The 17774-nt window shown below is 66.4% G+C and carries 16 protein-coding genes; 11 read left to right on the top strand and 5 right to left on the bottom strand.

From position 1 onward, the window contains the following. Positions 1-141: 141 nt before the first annotated feature. On the bottom strand, positions 142-801 hold the full coding sequence (locus FMM79_RS01300) for a hypothetical protein (protein WP_148625466.1): 660 nt from the start codon (positions 799-801) through the stop codon (positions 142-144). Positions 802-869: 68 nt separating this feature from the next. On the opposite strand from FMM79_RS01300, the gene ispH reads away from it, so the two are divergent. The 4 genes from ispH (at position 870) to FMM79_RS01320 (ending at position 4797) form a co-directional block, all read left to right on the top strand. Continuing rightward, positions 870-1868, top strand: a complete 999-nt coding sequence (ispH, locus tag FMM79_RS01305) for a 4-hydroxy-3-methylbut-2-enyl diphosphate reductase (RefSeq protein WP_148625440.1) — start codon at positions 870-872, stop codon at positions 1866-1868. A 51-nt stretch (positions 1869-1919) separates the two neighbouring features. Further along, entirely contained in the window at positions 1920-2906 is a 987-nt protein-coding gene (gene thrB / locus FMM79_RS01310; RefSeq protein WP_148625442.1) for a homoserine kinase, read from the top strand. 4 nt (positions 2907-2910) lie between these two features. After that, positions 2911-3345, top strand: a complete 435-nt coding sequence (gene rnhA / locus FMM79_RS01315) for a ribonuclease HI (protein WP_148625444.1) — start codon at positions 2911-2913, stop codon at positions 3343-3345. Between the two features lie 333 nt (positions 3346-3678). Beyond that, positions 3679-4797 (top strand): FUSC family protein, encoded by a 1119-nt coding sequence (locus tag FMM79_RS01320; protein ID WP_240338905.1) that lies wholly within the window; start codon positions 3679-3681, stop codon positions 4795-4797. 4 nt (positions 4798-4801) lie between these two features. Here FMM79_RS01320 and FMM79_RS01325 read toward each other — a convergent pair whose 3' ends face one another. Further along, positions 4802-5893 carry an FAD-binding oxidoreductase gene (locus FMM79_RS01325; protein WP_148625447.1) on the bottom strand — a complete coding sequence of 364 codons (1092 nt, stop codon included), beginning with the start codon at positions 5891-5893 and terminating at the stop codon, positions 4802-4804. A gap of 5 nt (positions 5894-5898) precedes the next feature. Continuing rightward, positions 5899-6882 (bottom strand): alpha/beta fold hydrolase, encoded by a 984-nt coding sequence (locus FMM79_RS01330; RefSeq protein WP_148625449.1) that lies wholly within the window; start codon positions 6880-6882, stop codon positions 5899-5901. 105 nt (positions 6883-6987) lie between these two features. On the opposite strand from FMM79_RS01330, the gene FMM79_RS01335 reads away from it, so the two are divergent. The 7 genes from FMM79_RS01335 to FMM79_RS01365 all read left to right on the top strand — a co-directional run bounded on the left by FMM79_RS01335 (position 6988) and on the right by FMM79_RS01365 (position 14470). Then, complete coding sequence (locus tag FMM79_RS01335; protein WP_240338906.1) at positions 6988-7668, top strand: prepilin peptidase; 681 nt, start codon at positions 6988-6990, stop codon at positions 7666-7668. A gap of 79 nt (positions 7669-7747) precedes the next feature. Next, positions 7748-8761 (top strand): Flp pilus assembly protein CpaB, encoded by a 1014-nt coding sequence (gene cpaB, locus FMM79_RS01340; RefSeq protein WP_148625453.1) that lies wholly within the window; start codon positions 7748-7750, stop codon positions 8759-8761. 80 nt (positions 8762-8841) lie between these two features. Next, positions 8842-10437: a type II and III secretion system protein family protein gene (locus FMM79_RS01345; protein WP_148625470.1), complete on the top strand. Its 1596-nt coding sequence runs from the start codon at positions 8842-8844 to the stop codon at positions 10435-10437. Positions 10438-10451: 14 nt separating this feature from the next. Continuing rightward, complete coding sequence (locus FMM79_RS01350; RefSeq protein WP_371710577.1) at positions 10452-11120, top strand: CpaD family pilus assembly protein; 669 nt, start codon at positions 10452-10454, stop codon at positions 11118-11120. After that, positions 11120-12403: a pilus assembly protein CpaE gene (locus FMM79_RS01355; RefSeq protein WP_148625457.1), complete on the top strand. Its 1284-nt coding sequence runs from the start codon at positions 11120-11122 to the stop codon at positions 12401-12403. The genes FMM79_RS01350 and FMM79_RS01355 overlap by 1 nt, the downstream gene beginning before the upstream one ends. 83 nt (positions 12404-12486) lie before the next feature. Beyond that, complete coding sequence (locus FMM79_RS01360; RefSeq protein ID WP_148625458.1) at positions 12487-13458, top strand: type II secretion system F family protein; 972 nt, start codon at positions 12487-12489, stop codon at positions 13456-13458. 16 nt (positions 13459-13474) lie between these two features. Then, positions 13475-14470, top strand: coding sequence for a type II secretion system F family protein (locus FMM79_RS01365; protein ID WP_148625460.1), 996 nt, complete (start codon positions 13475-13477; stop codon positions 14468-14470). Between the two features lie 149 nt (positions 14471-14619). Here the strand turns inward: FMM79_RS01365 and FMM79_RS01370 are convergent, their stop codons facing one another. Together FMM79_RS01370 and FMM79_RS01375 are read right to left on the bottom strand one after the other, a co-directional pair. Then, a complete protein-coding gene (locus FMM79_RS01370; protein ID WP_162528413.1) occupies positions 14620-15972 on the bottom strand; it encodes an alginate export family protein in 1353 nt (450 codons plus the stop codon). A 34-nt stretch (positions 15973-16006) separates the two neighbouring features. Next, positions 16007-17671 carry a methyl-accepting chemotaxis protein gene (locus tag FMM79_RS01375; protein ID WP_162528414.1) on the bottom strand — a complete coding sequence of 555 codons (1665 nt, stop codon included), beginning with the start codon at positions 17669-17671 and terminating at the stop codon, positions 16007-16009. Positions 17672-17774 lie beyond the last annotated feature (103 nt).

Raw genomic sequence — 17774 nt, forward strand, 5'->3', positions numbered from 1 at the left:
CGCGCGCTCCAATCAAGGCACGAACTGCCCAAGACAGTTCTGGGATCAAGGGGCAATACCCCCTTGAATCACTAGCTCTTTCCACGAAAAAGGGCGCCGCAGACCTTGGTCCGCAGCGCCCTTTTCGAAAGCCCACTGCGCTCAGAGCGTGGCGTTGTACGCGATCTGCTCGTCATTAAGCTGGAAGCCGACGAGCACCTCGAACGTGGCGCGCGTCACCGCCGCGCGCACGGTCGGATCGGCAAGCGGGTCCAGCGCGGCGTCCTGGTCGCCCGGGCGACGCTTGGCGGTGATGCGATCACGCACTTCGGGGGGCAGCGTTGCCGCGCCGCGGTCGATGAAGGCCGAGCCGCTCGCGGTCGCCTTGGCGCGCGCTTCGCCATCGGCGAACTGGAGCGTCACCTGGCCAATTCGCTTGCTCACCACCGAGTTGCCGCCCTGCAGCACGCTCACGAAGTAAGGAAGCGTTACGCTGCGCGCGCCGTTCGTGTCGCTGCGCTGGGCGCGCACCAGGAAGTTGACCTGGCTGGTCACCTTGTCGGTGCCTTCGCCGCACTGCGCGCGCACCTGCGTCATCGTCGCGGTGACGTCGACGTTGTCGGCGGTCTTGGCGCCTCCGGGCCCGAAAAGGGTGATGTCGCCGGTGTAGTCGGGGATCCCGACAGCCGGGCAGGCGCTGCGGACAGCGGTGATCCCCACGCCCGAGTTCAGAACGATCTCACCTTCCGACTTGCAGGCGCTGAGGGCCGTCGCGGCCGCGGCGGAGAACAGGACTGTGGCGGTCAGGCGGCGTGCATTCATCATGACATCCCTTGAGTGGCGTGAGCTTGCCCTAGCGATGCAAGCGGCAAAGCGCTAGAGGGCGAAGTATGAACGCGCCCTTTCCATCCCCGGCCGAGTCCGCGCCCGCCTCTTCGGACGCTGCGTCGACCAAGGCCCCGCTCCGTCTCTTCATTGCCGCCCCGCGCGGCTTCTGCGCCGGTGTCGACCGCGCCATCGAGATCGTCGAGCGCGCGATCGAGAAATACGGACCGCCCGTCTACGTGCGCCATGAGATCGTCCACAACCGCTTCGTGGTCGATGGCCTGAAGGCCAAAGGCGCGATCTTCGTGGAGGAACTCGATGAAGTGCCCGACGGGGTTCCGGTGATCTTCTCCGCGCACGGCGTGCCCAAGTCGGTGCCCGCTGCAGCCACCGAGCGCGGCCTCGAGTGGCTCGATGCGACCTGCCCGCTGGTGTCCAAGGTCCACCGCCAGGCCGAACGCCAGATCGCGGACGGGCGCCACATCCTGTTCATAGGCCACGCCGGCCATCCCGAGGTGATCGGCACCTTCGGCCAGGCCCCCGAGGGCGACATGACCCTGGTCGAGACGGTCGAGGACGTCGCCGCGCTGGACTTTCCGGCCGACGCGGACCTTGCCTACCTCTCACAGACCACCCTCTCGGTGGATGATACGGCCGCGATCATCGCTGCGATCCAGGCGCGCTACCCCAGGGTCGCTGCGCCCAAGGCCGAAGACATCTGCTATGCGACCTCGAACCGACAGGCCGCAGTCAAGCGCGTCGCGCCCGACTGCCAGCTGATGTTCGTGATTGGTGCGCCCAACAGCTCGAACTCGCTGCGCCTTGCCGAGGTCGCCCAGCGTTCGGGCGCCTGCGCGCAGCTGATCCAGCGCGCCAGCGACATCGATCCGGCCTGGCTGGAGGGTGTCGATACAGTGGGCCTTACCGCGGGTGCCTCGGCGCCCGAATCGCTGGTCAACGAAGTCATCGCGCGCCTCAAGGAACTGCGCGATGTCAGCCAGCAGGAATTCGTCACCGCCACCGAGACGATCAGCTTCAAGCTGCCCAAGCAGCTGACCGCCTGAGCCGCACGCCCAGCCAAGCCAAGCCAAGCCAACGAGCATAAAGACAAAGACATGGCCGTTTACACACGAATCGGCGCGGAAGACATGGCCGCGATCGTCGATGCCTTCGACGTGGGCACCCTGCTTTCCGCCAAGGGCATCGCCGAAGGCGTCTCGAACAGCAACTGGCTGCTCGAGGCCCAGCGCGGCGAGGAGGAACCGCGTCGCTTCATCCTCACGATGTACGAAGAGCGCACCGACGTCGAGGACCTGCCCTTCTTCCTCGACCTGCTCGACCACCTCGCCGCCAACGACTGTCCGGTGCCGCGAACGATCCACGACCGCGACGGCGCCAGCCACCGCTTCCACGAGGGCAAGGCGCTGGCCCTCATCGAATTCCTGCCTGGCGTTTCCGTGAGCGAGCCCACCGCCGGCCAGGCCCGCTCGGTGGGCGCCGCGCTCGCCAAGGTGCACCTTGCCGCCGCCAGCTTCCCGCAACGTCGCACCAACACCATGGGCCTTGCCCGGTGGAACCAGCTTCTGACCGATTGCGGCGAGGAAGGCCTCAACCTCATCCACCCCGAGCTTGCCCGCATCGTCAAGCGCGAGATGACCAGCCTGATGCTGGGCTGGCCGCTCGGCCTGCCCGAGGGCGTGGTCCACGCCGACCTCTTCCCCGACAACGTGCTGATGCTGGGCGAAGAGGTGACCGGCCTCATCGACTTCTATTTTGCCTGCACCGACATCCTCGCCTACGATGTTGCGGTGACCCACGCGGCCTGGTGTTTCAGCGACGACGGTACGCGCTTCGATGCCGGGATCTCACGCGCGCTGCTGGAAGGCTACGAAAGCGTCCGTCCGCTCTGGGCCGAGGAACGCGCCGCGCTGCCGCTGCTGGCCCGCGCGGCCGCGATGCGCTTTCTCTCAACCCGCGCCTACGACTGGATGAACACGCCTGAGGACGCGCTCGTCACCCCCAAGGACCCGCTCGCCTTCGCGCGGCGGCTCGACTTCTACGCCAGCGCCGAAAACCGCGACCTCTTCGCGAACGAGGTCTGAGGCGATGAAGAAGATCGAGATCTTCACCGACGGCGCGTGCAAGGGCAATCCCGGCCCGGGGGGGTGGGGCGCGCTGCTGCGAATGGGCGAGCACGAGAAGGAAATGTCGGGCTCGGAAAGCCAGACGACCAACAACCGCATGGAGATGACCGCGGTCATCAAGGCGCTTGAGGTGCTTAACCAGCCCTGCGAGATTGTCCTGTGCACCGACAGCAAGTACGTCATCGACGGGATCACCAAGTGGGTCCACGGCTGGCAGAAGAAGGGCTGGGTCAACGCAGCCAAGAAGCCGGTCGCCAACGACGACCTGTGGCGCGAGATGCTCGCCGCGACCAAACCGCACAAGATTACCTGGCAATGGGTGCGCGGGCACAACGGCCATGCAGAAAACGAACGCGTCGACCAGCTCGCCAGCGACGCGGCGAAGTCGGTGGTCTGAGCGCTCCGGGACAGGCGCCCTCGCGCGGCGCCAGCCCAGACGATTGCACGCGCTGAAATTTGATTGCGAAAAACGCAAAGCAAAGCAGAGTCGGCCCCAGCGATCCCCGGATTCGTGGGAGCCTTGCGTTTGCCGCCCCGCCGTCGGGGCCTGTTGCCCGCACGTAACGAAATTTCCTGGGCCTCTCCCGAAGACGCGAGGCTCGTGTTCCGCCCCCGATATGCCGCAAGTGCGAAGGTTTCCGCTGCGTTTGCGAAATTGCAAGTCACTCTTGCGCTATATGCAACTGCGCCCACCTTCTAAGGGCGCCCCGATCGGCCCATAATCAGGGGCATGGTGAAGCTGATCACATCGCATGTGCAGAACGAACTGCGCGAACTGACCCGTCCGGGCCCCCGCATGGCCGACGAGATCGCCTGCGTGCTCTCGGTCATGCTGGCCATCGTGCTCGCGCAGCTTGCCGATGCGCGCATGGTCAACTGGGCGGCGGTCTCTGCGCTGGTGCTCCTCAAGAGCGACACCATGGAAACGCTGCTACGCGGCGCGATGCGCATGGTCGGCACGCTGGCTGGCGGCGCGCTCGCGCTGATGCTGGCCCCGCTTGCCCTGCACTCGCTGGTCGTGGCGGTGCTGAGCGCAGGGCTGGTTGGCGGCATGGGCCTTTACGGCATGCTGACGGGCCGGCGTGCCTACGCCTGGTTCCTGTTCGGCCTGACCTTCGAAATCGTCCTTCTCGACAAGCTCGCCAATCCGGACCTTGGCACGTTCGAGCTTGCCTTCACCCGCGTCATCGAAGTGGGCGCCGGAACGTTGGCATGCGTTGTGGTGAGCCTGGGCGCCGCGCTCATCTCAGGCAAGGACTGGCTCGCCAACCGCAAGGCGCGCCCTGAACGCATGCGCTGGAATGCGACCGCCGCACGCCACGCCGCACAGACCGGCATCGCGCTGGCCGCGCTGCCGCTGCTCTACCACTTCGTAAAGGTGCCTGAACTGACCCAGGCCGCAATCACCATCATGGCCGTGATGATCGTGCCGGTAGCCGGGCTTGGCCAGAGTGGGCTCGTTCCGGTCAGCCGCCGCCTCCTTCACCGCGCCATTGGCTGTGTCGCAGCCGGACTGCTTGCTATCGGCCTCCTCGTCCTTGCGCATGGCAATGTCGCGGTGATCATCGCGGGCACCTGCTTCGGCCTGTTTCTGGGCCGCCACCTGGAAACCGGCGGCAAGGCGACGCAGTACGTGGGCCTGCAGTTCTCGATTGCGCTCCTCACCGCGCTCGTCCCCGACAGCTACAGCCAGATCGAGGCCGGGGTCGCGATGGAACGCCTGCTCGGCATTGCCGTCGGCATGGCCATGCTCGAACCCGCGCTCCTCTCCTGGCACTTCATCGCCAAGCGCTTGCACAGCGCGGCGGGCGAACAGGCCAAGACCGCGACGCCAACGGCCGCGGCCTGACCTCTCAGCGAAAACGCAAAGGGCTGTAGGGCGCGGGATCGACCGCGCCCGCAGCCTCGCCCAGGAGTAGCCGCGCGGCAATATCTGCGCCCGCAGGCGCAGTCTGGATGCCAAAGCCGCCCTGGCCTGCGCACCAGAAGAAGCCCTCCACCTCAGCGTCGAAACCGTAGACCGGCAGACGGTCGGGCGCGAAGGAGCGCAGCCCCGCCCAGCGGTGCTCGACGCGCGCGATGCGCCAGTCCACCACATTCTCGAAGCGGTCGATGGCAAGCGCAATGTCGAGCTCTTCGGGCGCCGCGTCGCACGGGGCGCTCGGCGTTTCGTCATGCGGGCTCAACCACAAGCGCCCGTTCTCGGGCTTGAAATAGAAGCCGCCGGCAATGTCGAGGACGAGCGGCAGGTCCTCGGGCACCGGCGCGTCCAGCACGAGCTGGGCAATGGTACGGCGAAGCGGCGTAATGCCGAGCGTCCGCGCCCCGGCCATCTGTGCCACACTGTCCGCCCAGGCACCCGCCGCGTTGACGAGAATGCCCACCTCCAGTGAGCTGCCATCGGCAAGGTCCAGACGCCAGCGTCCCTGCGCGCGGCGCGCGGCGCGCAGACCCGCCCGGCAACGCAGCTGCGCACCCGCCTGGCGCGCGGTGGCAAGGTAATGCTGGTGCAGGCGCGCAACGTCGATGTCGCAGGTCGTGGGCTCAAGCGCGCCGTACGTCCATTGGGGCCTAAGGCCAGGAATACGGCGTGCGATCTCGTCGCGACCGAGCTCCTCCACCTCGACGTTCATCGCGCGGAATGTCTGCGCGAAGGCGGCAACCTCATTGCGCTGCTCGGCGCGGCCGATGGTGAGGCCATGACGCGGGGTCAGCACGCCGAGGTCATGGAGCGCCGGGCCCGATGCGGCGGTCAGCGGCTGTACACCCGGCCCGCCATAGCTCTCCACCCAGAAGGCGGCCGAACGGCCCGTCGCATGGTAGCCGGGCGCATCCTCGCCCTCAACGAGGCAGACCTTCGCCCCACCCCGGGCGGCCAGCGCGGCGGCCAGCGAGGCACCGGCCATCCCTGCGCCGATGACGGCAATATCGAAACTCTGGGACATAGGGCTCAGCCCCTAGCCGGTGCGACCCGGTCCAGGAAAGCCTCGATTTCGGCAAGTGCATGTGCGCGCACCGGATCGGCCTCGCGCAGGATCTCGTGTGCGCAGCCCTCGTCATAGCCGACGAGCTCACCGGCAGGCAGGCGCCCGGCCGCGCTGCGGATGGCGGGCCAGGAAACAAGGCCGTCGCGGCGCGTGGCGAGGATCTGTACGGGGACGGGTACCTTTTCGAGCACGCCGCGCCGCTCCAGCGCGCGGATCGAGGCCACCGCCGCGCGAATCCAGCCCCAGCTGGCCGGGCCCATGACGAGGCCGGGGCGCTCCTGGTACCACCACTGCTCGTCGGCGTAGCGCGCGGCGTCGTGGGTCAGGAGGTACTGGCGCGCGCGCTTGACGAGTTCGGGCCGCTCGCTCCCGCTCCAGGCCCGCGCCGTGTCTCCGCACACCTTGCAAATCGCCCGCGCCACAGGGGCCAGCAAGCCATTGGGCGCCCAGGTCGGATGGAGCCCCAGCATGGGCGCGGAAAGGACCACGGCGTCGGGCGCGACGCGCCTTTCCGCGACCGCGCGCAGGACCAAATTGCCGCCCATCGAGTGACCGATGGCGACATGGGGGCCGGACTGCGGCGCTACGAACTCCGCCCAGATCCCGGCGTAGTCGGCAAGCCAGGTCGCGAAGTCATTGATATGGCCGGTTGTCGCATCGCCTCCCAGGCGTCCGCTGAGGCCCTGCCCGCGCCAGTCCGCCGACGTTACAGACCACCCCGAATCGGCCCAATCGTTGAGCGATTCGAGCCACTTCTCGTAGCAATCACCCCGTCCGGGCATGAACAGGATCGCGCCGCGACGCTTCCAGGATGCACCCCGCGCGGGGATCTGGAGAATACGGATCTCCCAGCCATCCGCGGCCGTCCAGCGCGATTCGCGCGCATCGGCCGGGATTGCGCGCCGAACCTGTGCGCCTGCATCCGTCGCGTCAATCGAGTGGCTAATGGGGGACCTCGGTCAGGTAATTACGTTTTGGTAAGTGATGACCGCTAGACGGGGCCCTCCAACAGGGGGACTTCGATGCCAGGCGGCATATTTTCGTACGCTTTGATGGCGGCCTTGACAACTGCCCTGCTGGTCGCTGCGATCACCGATATCAAACGCCGCGAGATAGATAACGCACTTAACCTTGGCATCGCTCTGACTGCCCCGGTGTGGTGGCTGGCGACGGGCCTGGGCTGGTGGGACATGGGCGTCCAGTTGATGCTCGCATTCGTCACCTTCATGGTCACCTGCGCCCTGTTCGTCGTGCGCCAGATGGGCGGCGGCGATGTCAAACTTTTAACGGCTCTCGCGCTCTGGTTCGCGCCCTCTGCATTCCTGCAACTGGTCGTGCTGATGGCCTTGATGGGCGGTGCAGGCTCGGTTGCGATGGCGGCCTGGAACCTCGACCGCCGCCCCGGCGAAGCCGGACGCAGCGCGCTTGCGCTGGGCGCCGCAGTGCTCTGGGTCGGCGGCGCGCTGGCGGTTCTGAGCGCGCTGGCCACCGGACGCCCGCTTCTTTCGGCGGCCGCTCTGCAATCGATTCGCGCCGTCCTTCCCGGCGGATGGATCGTGGCGCTGGCTGCGCTGCTCATGCTGGCCGGATTCGCGCTCGGCTTCGTGCATCTCGTGCGCCGTCAGAAATCGCGGATGCGCGTGCCTTACGGGGTCGCCATCGCGCTCGCAGGGATCTGGGTCCTTGCCCAGCAGGCCCTGGCCAGCGCAGCGGCGTCATCCACCGTAAGCTAATCTCGATTGACCCGATTTTAACCAATTGTCCCGACAAGGTAACTCACCAAGATCGGATTTTCAGGGGGCTTGAACAGCCATGGATAGAAAGAAGCTGCTGCTGCTGGTCGTTGCGCTTTTCGTCGCAGCCGGCACCGCATTTGCAGCGCGCTCGATGTTTGCCGGGGCCTCGGCTCCCCAGGCAGAGGCCGTGGCGGTCAAGCCCGCGGGGCCCAAGGTCCTCGTCGCCCAGCGGGCACTTCCGGTGGGGACCATCCTCACCGCCGATTCGATGTCCTTCCAGGACTGGCCCGAAGAACTGGTGAAGGACGTCTACTTCCTCGATAGCGAGGCCGACATGTCCAAGCTGCTCGGCACCGTCGTGCGCTATCCGGTCACCGCCGGGCAGCCCGTCACCCAAGGCGCGCTCGTCGCGCCGGGCGATCGTGGCTTCCTTGCCGCCGCACTCGGCCCTGGCATGCGCGCAGTCACCATCTCGGTCTCGGCCAAGACCGGCGTGGGCGGTTTCATCTTCCCGGGCGACCGGGTCGACATGATGCTCACCCAGCAGGTCAAGGGTGAAGGCGAACCGCTCAACACCACTGAGACGATCCTGCGCAACCTGCGCGTACTCGCCACCGACCAGACCACCAACAACGAAGTCGAGGACGGCAAAACCGTGGTCCGCGCTTTTCGCACGGTCACGCTCGAGGTCACCCCGCGCATCGCGGAGAAGATCTCGGTGGCCGAGGAAATCGGTGCGCTCAGCCTCTCGCTGCGCTCGATCGCGGACAACCAGGGCGAATTCGAACGCATCCTTGCCAGCGGCGAAGTCGACGTGCCCGAGGGCGTGACCAAGGAGCAGGAAGAAACCCTCATGCGCCAGGCCATGACCCGTCCGATCGAGGGCAACACCACCTACGTCACCGGCGGCGATGTCTCGCGCTTCCAGCGTTCGAGCCGTCCCGCGCCCCAGGGTTCCGGTCCGGGCCCGATGATGTCCGCGCCGCAAATGGCGGGCGGTTCCCCTGCGGCCGCGTCGCAGGGCTACGCAGGCCCCGTGGTGCGCGTCACCCGCGGTAAGGTCACCACCGCCGAGCCGGCCGGGAAGTAAGCACCATGACCGCACGCACATTCCGCAAGTCCGCGCGTCGCACCGACACCTGCCACCCGGCAACCGCAAAGGGCACAGCCATGAAGCGCCGCCTCTTACCCTCCCTGCTCCGCGCCACCTGTCTGGTCGCCCCGCTGGCCGCCCTTGGCGCGCTCGCGCCGGCTGCTCCGGCCGCGGCCCAGTCGATCTCGACCCCGGCACAGGACATCGCCCTCTCGATCGGCAACGGCCAGCTCGTCACCGTTCCGGGCACGATGGCCGACGTCTTCGTCGCCAACGAGGCGATCGCCGATGTTCAGGTCAAGTCGACCAACCAGCTTTACGTCTTCGGCAAGGGCGGCGGCACGACCACGGTCTACGCCAGCAACCGCGCAGGCCAGGTGATCTGGTCGGCCAACGTACGCGTCGGCTCGAACTTCGACAGCGTCGATTCGATGCTGCGCCTGGCCATGCCCGAGGCGAAGATCACCGTCTCCTCGATGGGCACCAACACCTTCCTCCTGACCGGCACGATCAAGTCACCCGAGGACGCCGCCGAGGCCGAGCGCCTTGTCCAGGCCTACGTCGGCGACGCCGCCAATGTTATCAGCCGCCTGCGCACGGCGACGCCCTTGCAAGTCAACCTGCAGGTGCGCATCGCCGAGGTCAGCCGCTCGCTGGTCAAGACGATCGGCTCGCGTCTGACGACGATGGATTCGACCGGCGGCTTCAAGTTCGGCATCGGCCAGAACGCTCCGATCGACAACCAGGGCGTCTTCGCGCCGGGCCGCATCCTTGGGGTCGGCAATATCCCGACGCAGACCGTCGTCAATCCGATCACGGGCGAACTGACCGAGGTCCCGGGCACCGCCGTCAACCAGCTGGGCTCCGGCACGACGCTGGGCATGGCCGGGCGCCTGTTCGGGCTCGACATCCTGGGCGCGCTCGACGCCGGCGAGACCGTGGGTCTCGTCACCAGCCTCGCGCAGCCCAACCTGACCGCGCTTTCGGGCGAGACCGCCGAGTTCCTTGCGGGCGGCGAATTTCCGATCCCGATCAGCCAGGGCCTGGGCGCCACTTCGATCGAGTACAAGAACTACGGGGTCAGCCTCAGCTACACGCCCACGGTACTCGCCAACGGACGCATCTCGCTGCGCGTGCGCCCCGAGGTCTCCGATCTTTCGAGCCAGGGCTCGGTGACGCTCAACGGTTTCGAGGTTCCCTCGCTGACCACGCGCCGCACCGAGACCACGGTCGAACTGGGTTCGGGCCAAAGCTTCATGATCGCGGGGCTGCTCAGCAACAACAGCACCAATTCGATCACCAAGATGCCCGGTGCCGGCGACATCCCGATCCTGGGTTCGCTGTTCCGCTCGACCAACTACAACCGCGGCGAGACCGAACTGGTCATCGTCATCACCCCCTACCTGGTGAAGCCGGTAGATCCCTCGCAGATCGTCCTGCCGACCGATGGCTACAGCGCCCCCAACGAGTTGCAGCGCCTGCTCGGCAACCAGCAGAGCGACGGCTCGGGCCCGGCCCAGCGTCCGGGGCCATCACGCGGCGCGGCGCCAGCCCCTGCGCCCGGCGTCGACGTCGGCGCGCTGGACACTGCGCCCCAGTCCCAGCCGGAGCCGCAGGCGCGCGCCCGCACGGCCGCCGACGACACCGCCAAGCCCGGCTTCACCCTCAAGTGAGAGAGCTGACCACCATGCGCATGTCTTTTCCCTCCCGCGCGCGTCCGCTCGCCGCCAGCGCCCTCGTAGTCGCTCTTGCCCCCGCGCTTGCCGGGTGCATGGGCGGTGTCCCGACCAACCGTACGATGTATTCCGAGCACCAGCCCGTGGTGCAGCAGGTCAACTACACGCTCGACCTCAATGCTGACGGCGGGGGGCTGGCCTATGGCGAGGCCCAGCGCCTTTCGGGCTGGCTCGATGCGATGGACCTGAAGTACGGCGACAAGCTCTACGTCGATGATCCGGCCACCAGCGCCGCCGCGCGCCAGGCCATCGCCGCGCTCACCGAGCGCCGCGGCATCCTCATGGCCGAAGGCGCGCCGATCACCGAGGGCTACATCCAGCCCGGCACGCTGCGCGTGGTCATTGCGCGCACGCAGGCCTCGGTGCCCAGCTGCCCCACGTGGAAGAGCAATTCCGACTTCAACCCGGGCAACGGCCTTTCCAGCAATTACGGCTGCGCCACCAATTCCAACCTTGCCGCCATGGTCGCCGATCCCGAGGATCTGCTGCACGGCGCCGAAGGCACGGGCGAGACCAACGCGATGACCTCGACCAAGGCGATCCAGGCCTACCGCGAGGCCAAGCCCACCGGCAACGGCAACGCCGTAACCACAGCCAGCACCACGACGGGAGGCCAGTGATGAACGCACCCTGGAAATCGGGAGGCGGCAATGGCCGCGACCAGTTCGCCGCCTACCTGTGCGACGAAGCCTCGCTCGACGTGATCCGCCCGATCGCGATGGAAATGGGCTGGCAGCCCGAAAAGTGCAACAAGGGGGGCCTCAGGAACGCCATCCAGTCGCTCTCGATCACCGCCTCGCCCAACATCCTGATGGTCGACCTGTCGGAAAGCGGCGATCCACTCAGTGACATCAACGCGCTCGCCGAAGTGTGCGAGCCGGGCACGATCGTGGTCTCGGTCGGCCAGGTCAACGACGTGCGCCTCTACCGCGACCTCATCGCCAGCGGCATCCACGACTACCTGCTGAAGCCGCTCTCGCCGGGCCAGGTGCGCGACTCGCTGGCCCAGGCCCAGACGGTTTATGCCGCGCCCAAGAGCCATGACGGCGCGGGCGCGGGCCAGCACGTCTCGACCGCAGTAATCGGCACGCGCGGGGGCGTAGGCGCCTCGACCATCGCCACTTCGCTGGCCTGGCTGCTGAGCGCGGACAACAAGCTGCCAACCGCTCTGCTCGATCTCGACATCCACTTCGGGACCGGTGCGCTGTGCCTTGATCTGGAACCGGGCCGCGGCCTTACCGACGCGATCGAGAGCCCGAGCCGCATCGACGGCCTTTTCATCGAACGCGCCATGATCCGCGCCAACGACAACCTCGCGATCCTATCGGCCGAGGCCCCGATCTCGAGCCCGCTGATGACCGACGGCGCGGCCTTCCTCCAGCTCGAGGAGGAATTCCGCGAGGCCTTCGAGGCCACCGTGATCGACATGCCGCGCAACATGCTCATCAACTTCCCGCAGCTGGTGTCCGATGTGAACGTGGTCGTGCTGGTGACCGAGTACACGCTTGCTTCGGCGCGCGATTCGATCCGCATTCTCTCCTGGCTGCGCACCAACGCACCCCAGGCGCGCGTGATCGTGGTGGCCAACAAGGTCCAGTCCGCGGTCAGCGAGATCGGCAAGGCCGACTTCGAGGCCTCGATCGAGGCCAAGGTCGCACTCACCATCCCCTACGACGCGAAGGCCGCCGCGCTCGCCGCGAAGCTGGGGCAGACCTTTGCCGATGCCAACCGCACTACCAAGGCGGGCTCGGCGATGCGCGATCTCTCGCAGCTCATTCTCGAAGGTCGCGAGGACCTCCAGGACGCGGGCGACGGCAAGAAGGCATCGCTTTTCGACAAGCTCGATCTCAAATCGTTCATGTCGGGCATGGGCACCAAGAAGGCGAGTGCGCAGGCGCAGTGATGCTCCGGCTCCGGGGGCGCGGCGCACGCTCGCGCCCTCCCGGCAGCAATGACGACGCAGTGACGTAAAGGACCACAAAGGCGATGACCCCTCTTCAGCTCATCCTGTTCGCAGGCGGCCTTATGGGCGTGATGGTGCTTGTCTATCTTGCCTTTGCCGGCCCCTCGCCAAGCAAGGAGGGCGCGCGTCGCCTGAAGGCCGTGCGCTTCCGCCACTCGCAGAGCACGAACGACCGGGTCGAGGCGCAGATGCGCAAGGCCGTCGCTGCACGGCGCCCCAAGATGCACCGTCTCGCCGGGTCGGGCTCGCAGCTCGAGGCGCTGGAACTGCGCCTGATGCGTTCGGGGTTGTCCTGGACCTTGTCGCAGTATCTCTATGGTTCACTGGGTATTGCGGTGGCGGTCACCCTGCTCATCTACCTCAAGACCAGTGCGGTGCTGCTGGCGCTGGGCATCGGCCTGTTCGCGGGCGCCGGCATTCCGCACGTCGCCCTGAACATGATGATCAACAAGCGCACCACCAACTTCACCACCAAGTTTCCCGACGCCATCGAGCTTCTGGTGCGCGGCCTGCGCTCGGGTTTGCCCGTCACCGAGACTCTTACCGTCGTCGCGCAGGAAGTCCCAGGTCCAGTGGGCCAGGAGTTCAAGCTCATCACCGAACGCATCAAGATCGGCAAGACCATGGAGGATGCCCTCCAGGAGACCGCCGACCGTCTCTCGATCTCGGAATTCAACTTCTTCTGCATCACGCTCGCGATCCAGCGCGAGACCGGCGGCAACCTTGCCGAGACCTTGTCGAACCTTGCCGACGTGCTGCGAAAGCGCGCCCAGATGAAGCTCAAGATCCGCGCCATGAGCTCGGAATCGAAAGCGTCGGCCTACATCGTGGGCGCCCTGCCCTTCCTCGTCTTCGGCATGATCTGGATGGTAAATCCGGCCTACGTGGGCGAATTCTTCATCGACGAGCGGCTGATGGTCGCGGGGATGGGCGGCGCGGTGTGGATGGGAATCGGCGCCTTCATCATGGCCAAGATGGTCAGCTTCGAGATCTGAGCGAGGAACACGACCCATGCTCGAGCAACCCACCGGCCCTACCATCCTGGGCTTCGACGTCATCCTCGTCGGCACCTTCCTTGCAATGATCGCGGCGATGGCGACGATGTACGCCATCTACACCGCGCTCACCGTGCGCGACCCCATGGCCAAGCGCGTGCGAGCGCTCAACGCGCGCCGCGAACAGCTCAAGGCCGGTATCAGCACCGGCGCGCGCAAGCGTCAGAGCCTCATCAAGCGCAACGAAACGACCGACAAGATGGGCCGGATCCTGGCCAGCCTGAAGGTCCTGCAGGACAGCCAGCTCAAGGAAATCCAGCAGAAGCTCGCCCATGCGGGCATCCGCGACAAGCAGTGGGCGGTCGCCGTCGTGTTTGGGCGCCTGGTCCTGCCAATCCTGCTTGGCGGCACCGCCGCGATTGTCATCTATGGCATAGACTACTTCCCCGAATGGAGCAGTTTCAAGCGCTTCGGCGGCTTTGCGGCGATGCTGCTGGCGGGCTACAAGGGGCCGGACCTGTTCATTCAGAACATTGCCACCAAGCGCACCGACGCGATCCGCAAGGGCCTTCCCGACGCGCTCGACCTGCTCGTCATCTGCGCCGAGGCCGGTCTCACCGTCGATGCGGCCTTTGATCGCGTGGCGCGCGAACTGGGCCGCGCCTACCCGGAACTGGGCGACGAATTCTCGCTCACCTCGATCGAGCTCTCGTTCCTGACCGAACGCCGCCAGGCCTTCGAGAACCTCGCCTGGCGCGTCAATCTCGACGCGGTCAAGGGCGTGGTAACGACGATGATCCAGACCGAGCGCTACGGCACCCCGCTCGCCTCGGCGCTGCGCGTGCTTTCGGCCGAATTCCGCAACGAGCGCATGATGCGCGCCGAGGAAAAGGCAGCACGTCTGCCCGCGATCATGACCGTGCCGCTGATCCTGTTCATCCTGCCCACGCTCTTCGTGGTCATCCTCGGCCCGGCGGCCTGCTCGATCGCCGACGCCTTCGGCGGCGACTAGAGCGGTTAGACGCATTTTCTGAACCATCAGATGATTCCATCTGACTGGAAAATGCTCTGGGCTCCCCCCCTACACCACGCAAAAGCCCCCTCCCCGCTATGTGCGAGGAGGGGGCTTTTGCGTGGGGACCGCCGTCCGCTTCGGGGCTATCAGAACAGGAAGTAGATGTCTCCATAGCCATAATGGGTGTCGCCCCGGTCCTGCACGTTGGGCGCACGCTTCAGGAACGCCCCCTTATCGAGCCAGGCCGCGCCGAGATCGATCCTGATGCGCTTGGAAATGAGCCAGTAGCGCACGCGAGCCTGCAACTGGCTCCCCCCATCGCGCCCACTGGCGCCGCTCGCATCGCGAATACCGGTGAAGGCGAAGGTATCGTCCCGCGAATCCAGCCAAACCCGGCGCCAGTCAACGAAGGCATCGAAGCGCTTGGACGGCGCAATTTCCGCGCGCACGCCCAGGCTGCGAACATTGCTGTAGCCCAGCGGACCATAGAGCGAAGTCGGCCCCCAATCGCCCCTCCGCGGGCCATAGAGCGAATCGAAGCGTTCGTGGCGCGATGTTCCCCCCTTGTCGCCGCTCGCCATATCGGCCTGGAGTGAGAGCCGTGCGTCGAGCGATCCGGGCAGCGCATAACCGGCTTCGGCATGGGCCATGTACGCGCGCACGGGGACCCTGGGCGCGCCATCTGCGCGTGACGTGCGGATCCGCCCCAGTTGGAGCGCAGCTTCCAGTTCGAAATCCCAGCGCCCGGCCCTGGGCACCTGGAGGCGCCCCCCAAACGTGCGCAAGTGCCGGTTGCGGGTCGCATGCGTGGCATCGTCGCGCTCGTCGAGCAGGAAGCCATAGGCTTCCAGCGCCACAGGCCCCCGCTGCGCCGAGGCAAAGGCGCCCCAGAAGCGCAGGTCGAAACCCTCGGTGTCCACCGACCATGCGTTCGCAATGATCTCCCCCTTGGTGTCGGGATGGCGCTTGTCCGGCAGGGTGTAGAAGACGCTCAGGCGCTCCTGCCCCTCAGGGCCCTGCCAGTCGAGGCGCAGCCCGGTAAAGGCATTGGCCGCGTTGCGCCAGCCCGGATCGCCGACAAGTCGCTTGCTGCCGAAATTGAGCACCATGCGCCCTGCCGTGACCGAGACCTGGTCCGAAACATCCATGCCCACGTAGAGTTGGGGGACCTGCAACGGGTCGATGTGCGCGGAATTGATCGGCGTATCGAGGTCGATGGCATAGCCGCGCGAATCGCGGATTTCGCCGCCGACGCGAAACCGCCCCCGGGTGTACTTTGCCGCGATACTGGTCCGTATGGTGAGCGCATCGTCCGTGCGCGCGCCCGATCCGCGAAAGGTATTGTCGTAAGCCTCATAGCGGACCCGCACACTGCCCGACAGCTCGAGATCCCCCGCAGCCTCCTGCGCGCAGACCGACGGACTGACGCCTAGGGCAATTCCGGTCAGGAGTCCGCTGCGCAGCGCAGCCTGTGTCCGCGCGATGAGGGAAACATTCATGCCAAACACCCTTCCGGCACACAAGCGCACGTCTTCAGAATTCATCCCATTCCCCATCGTTGGCCATGGGCTGCAGAGCCGCCGATCCGACCGCGGCATAGGGCTGAGGGGCCTGCGCCACCGGCCGCCGCGCAAACTTCTGCGAGGCAAGAGAAGGCCCACGCAGCTGCACGACTTCGCCCGCACCAAGCTTGAACTTGCCCACCAGTTCAGACAGCCGGTCCGCCTCGCTCGACAAGCTGCGCGCGGCGGCCGTACTCTCCTCGATCATGGCCGCGTTCTGCTGCGTGATGCGGTCCATCGCGCTGATCGTCTCGGTCGTCTGGCGCAGCTTCTCCGACTGCACCTGCGAGGAATCCGCGATCGAAGTCACGAGCTGCGTCGCCGAGGCAATGCTCTCGATGATGCGATCAAGCGCCGCGCCGGTATCGTTCACCATGACGACCCCGGAGGCAACCTGCACCGAACTCGTCTCGATAAGCTCACGTACCTCGCGCGCGGCATCGGCCGAACGCTGCGCAAGGGCGCGCACTTCGGTAGCCACCACCGCAAAGCCCTTGCCCATCTCGCCCGCACGGGCGGCCTCCACCCCGGCGTTCAGCGCCAGCAGGTTGGTCTGGAAGGCGATCCCGTCGATGACCGAGATGATCTTCTTGATCTCGGCGGTCGAGTGATCGATCGATTGCATGGCGGCCACCGCATCGGACACGATCTTCCCGCCCGACTGCGCTTCCTCCACGGCCGCAACAACGCTGCGGTGCGCCGTGGTCGCTTCCGAGGCCGTGGAACTGATGTCGCCGCTCAGATCGCGGATGCGCTCGGCAGCTTCCCCAAGATCGCTGGCGTGCTGTTCGGTGCGGGTGGCAAAATCGCTCGAGGCATCGTTGATCTCGCGTGCGCCCGTGTGGATCGCATGGATCGCGTGCGAGACCGCCAGCAGGGCCTCGCGCAGACGCCCCGCCATGGTGTTGAAATCGGCCCGCAGGCGGCCATACGTCGCCCCGATATCCGGCAGCTCGGCGGTAAGATCGCCTTCGGCAAGCGCACTCAGCTGGGTTCCAACCATCTCGATCATCGCGCGGGTTCGCGCATCGCTCTCGGCCTTGCCGCGGGTCATCACCTGCAGGCGCTCGGCAACGCGGGCCAGGTCTCCGATCTCATCGCTTCGGTGCAGATGCGGTACGGTGAATTCGCCCCCGCCATCTTCGATCCGGCCAATGGCCGAGCGGATATCGCCCAGTTCGCTTACGATGCTGCGCCGCACGCGCTGCGCCAGGACATAGGCGAAACCACAGGCGACCAGCGCCAGTACCACCGATACGCCGACCATGGTGAGCGCCATGGTGGTCTGCTCCGCATCGATCGTCACCAAGCGCGCGATGACAGGATCGCGGATGGCCTCGATGTTGGCATCGACCGTGTCCCCGGCCTCCATGATCCGCGCGACCCCGGCGCTTCCAACCGGCCCATCGGCAAGCACGCCGTCTACCACGGCGACGTAGGCCTTGGCGGTTTCCTCCACCACATCGGCGGCTGACAGTTCGTCGCGGTTCAGATGCTTGCGGGTTTCCTCGTTGGAGGCAAAGAAGTCCCTTGTGTTGCCCTCGTAGGCTTCGCGCGTCGTCGCATCGTTGATGAGCGCGTGGCGAAAGACATCCCGCTCCAGCGAGGCGAAAGAGGTGGCCTGGAGAATCTGCACACTGAGATAATTGGATTTTCTGCCTGAGAGCAGCCAGATGGGCTGCGAGACAGGAGCAGAGAATGAGCAGACGACCCCGGCGCAACCACAGCCCGGCATTCAA

Source organism: Novosphingobium sp. BW1 (assembly GCF_008107685.1).
Taxonomy (GTDB): Bacteria; Pseudomonadota; Alphaproteobacteria; order Sphingomonadales; family Sphingomonadaceae; genus Novosphingobium.

What these genes read in the sequence shown, in the direction of transcription:
- FMM79_RS01300 (WP_148625466.1), bottom strand. Translation starts at nt 801, where the DNA reads ATGAATGCACGCCGCCTGACCGCCACAGTCCTGTTCTCCGCCGCGGCC.
- ispH (WP_148625440.1), top strand. Translation starts at nt 870, where the DNA reads ATGAACGCGCCCTTTCCATCCCCGGCCGAGTCCGCGCCCGCCTCTTCG.
- thrB (WP_148625442.1), top strand. Translation starts at nt 1,920, where the DNA reads ATGGCCGTTTACACACGAATCGGCGCGGAAGACATGGCCGCGATCGTC.
- rnhA (WP_148625444.1), top strand. Translation starts at nt 2,911, where the DNA reads ATGAAGAAGATCGAGATCTTCACCGACGGCGCGTGCAAGGGCAATCCC.
- FMM79_RS01320 (WP_240338905.1), top strand. Translation starts at nt 3,679, where the DNA reads ATGGTGAAGCTGATCACATCGCATGTGCAGAACGAACTGCGCGAACTG.
- FMM79_RS01325 (WP_148625447.1), bottom strand. Translation starts at nt 5,893, where the DNA reads ATGTCCCAGAGTTTCGATATTGCCGTCATCGGCGCAGGGATGGCCGGT.
- FMM79_RS01335 (WP_240338906.1), top strand. Translation starts at nt 6,988, where the DNA reads ATGGCGGCCTTGACAACTGCCCTGCTGGTCGCTGCGATCACCGATATC.
- cpaB (WP_148625453.1), top strand. Translation starts at nt 7,748, where the DNA reads ATGGATAGAAAGAAGCTGCTGCTGCTGGTCGTTGCGCTTTTCGTCGCA.
- FMM79_RS01345 (WP_148625470.1), top strand. Translation starts at nt 8,842, where the DNA reads ATGAAGCGCCGCCTCTTACCCTCCCTGCTCCGCGCCACCTGTCTGGTC.
- FMM79_RS01350 (WP_371710577.1), top strand. Translation starts at nt 10,452, where the DNA reads ATGCGCATGTCTTTTCCCTCCCGCGCGCGTCCGCTCGCCGCCAGCGCC.
- FMM79_RS01355 (WP_148625457.1), top strand. Translation starts at nt 11,120, where the DNA reads ATGAACGCACCCTGGAAATCGGGAGGCGGCAATGGCCGCGACCAGTTC.
- FMM79_RS01360 (WP_148625458.1), top strand. Translation starts at nt 12,487, where the DNA reads ATGACCCCTCTTCAGCTCATCCTGTTCGCAGGCGGCCTTATGGGCGTG.
- FMM79_RS01365 (WP_148625460.1), top strand. Translation starts at nt 13,475, where the DNA reads ATGCTCGAGCAACCCACCGGCCCTACCATCCTGGGCTTCGACGTCATC.
- FMM79_RS01370 (WP_162528413.1), bottom strand. Translation starts at nt 15,972, where the DNA reads ATGAATGTTTCCCTCATCGCGCGGACACAGGCTGCGCTGCGCAGCGGA.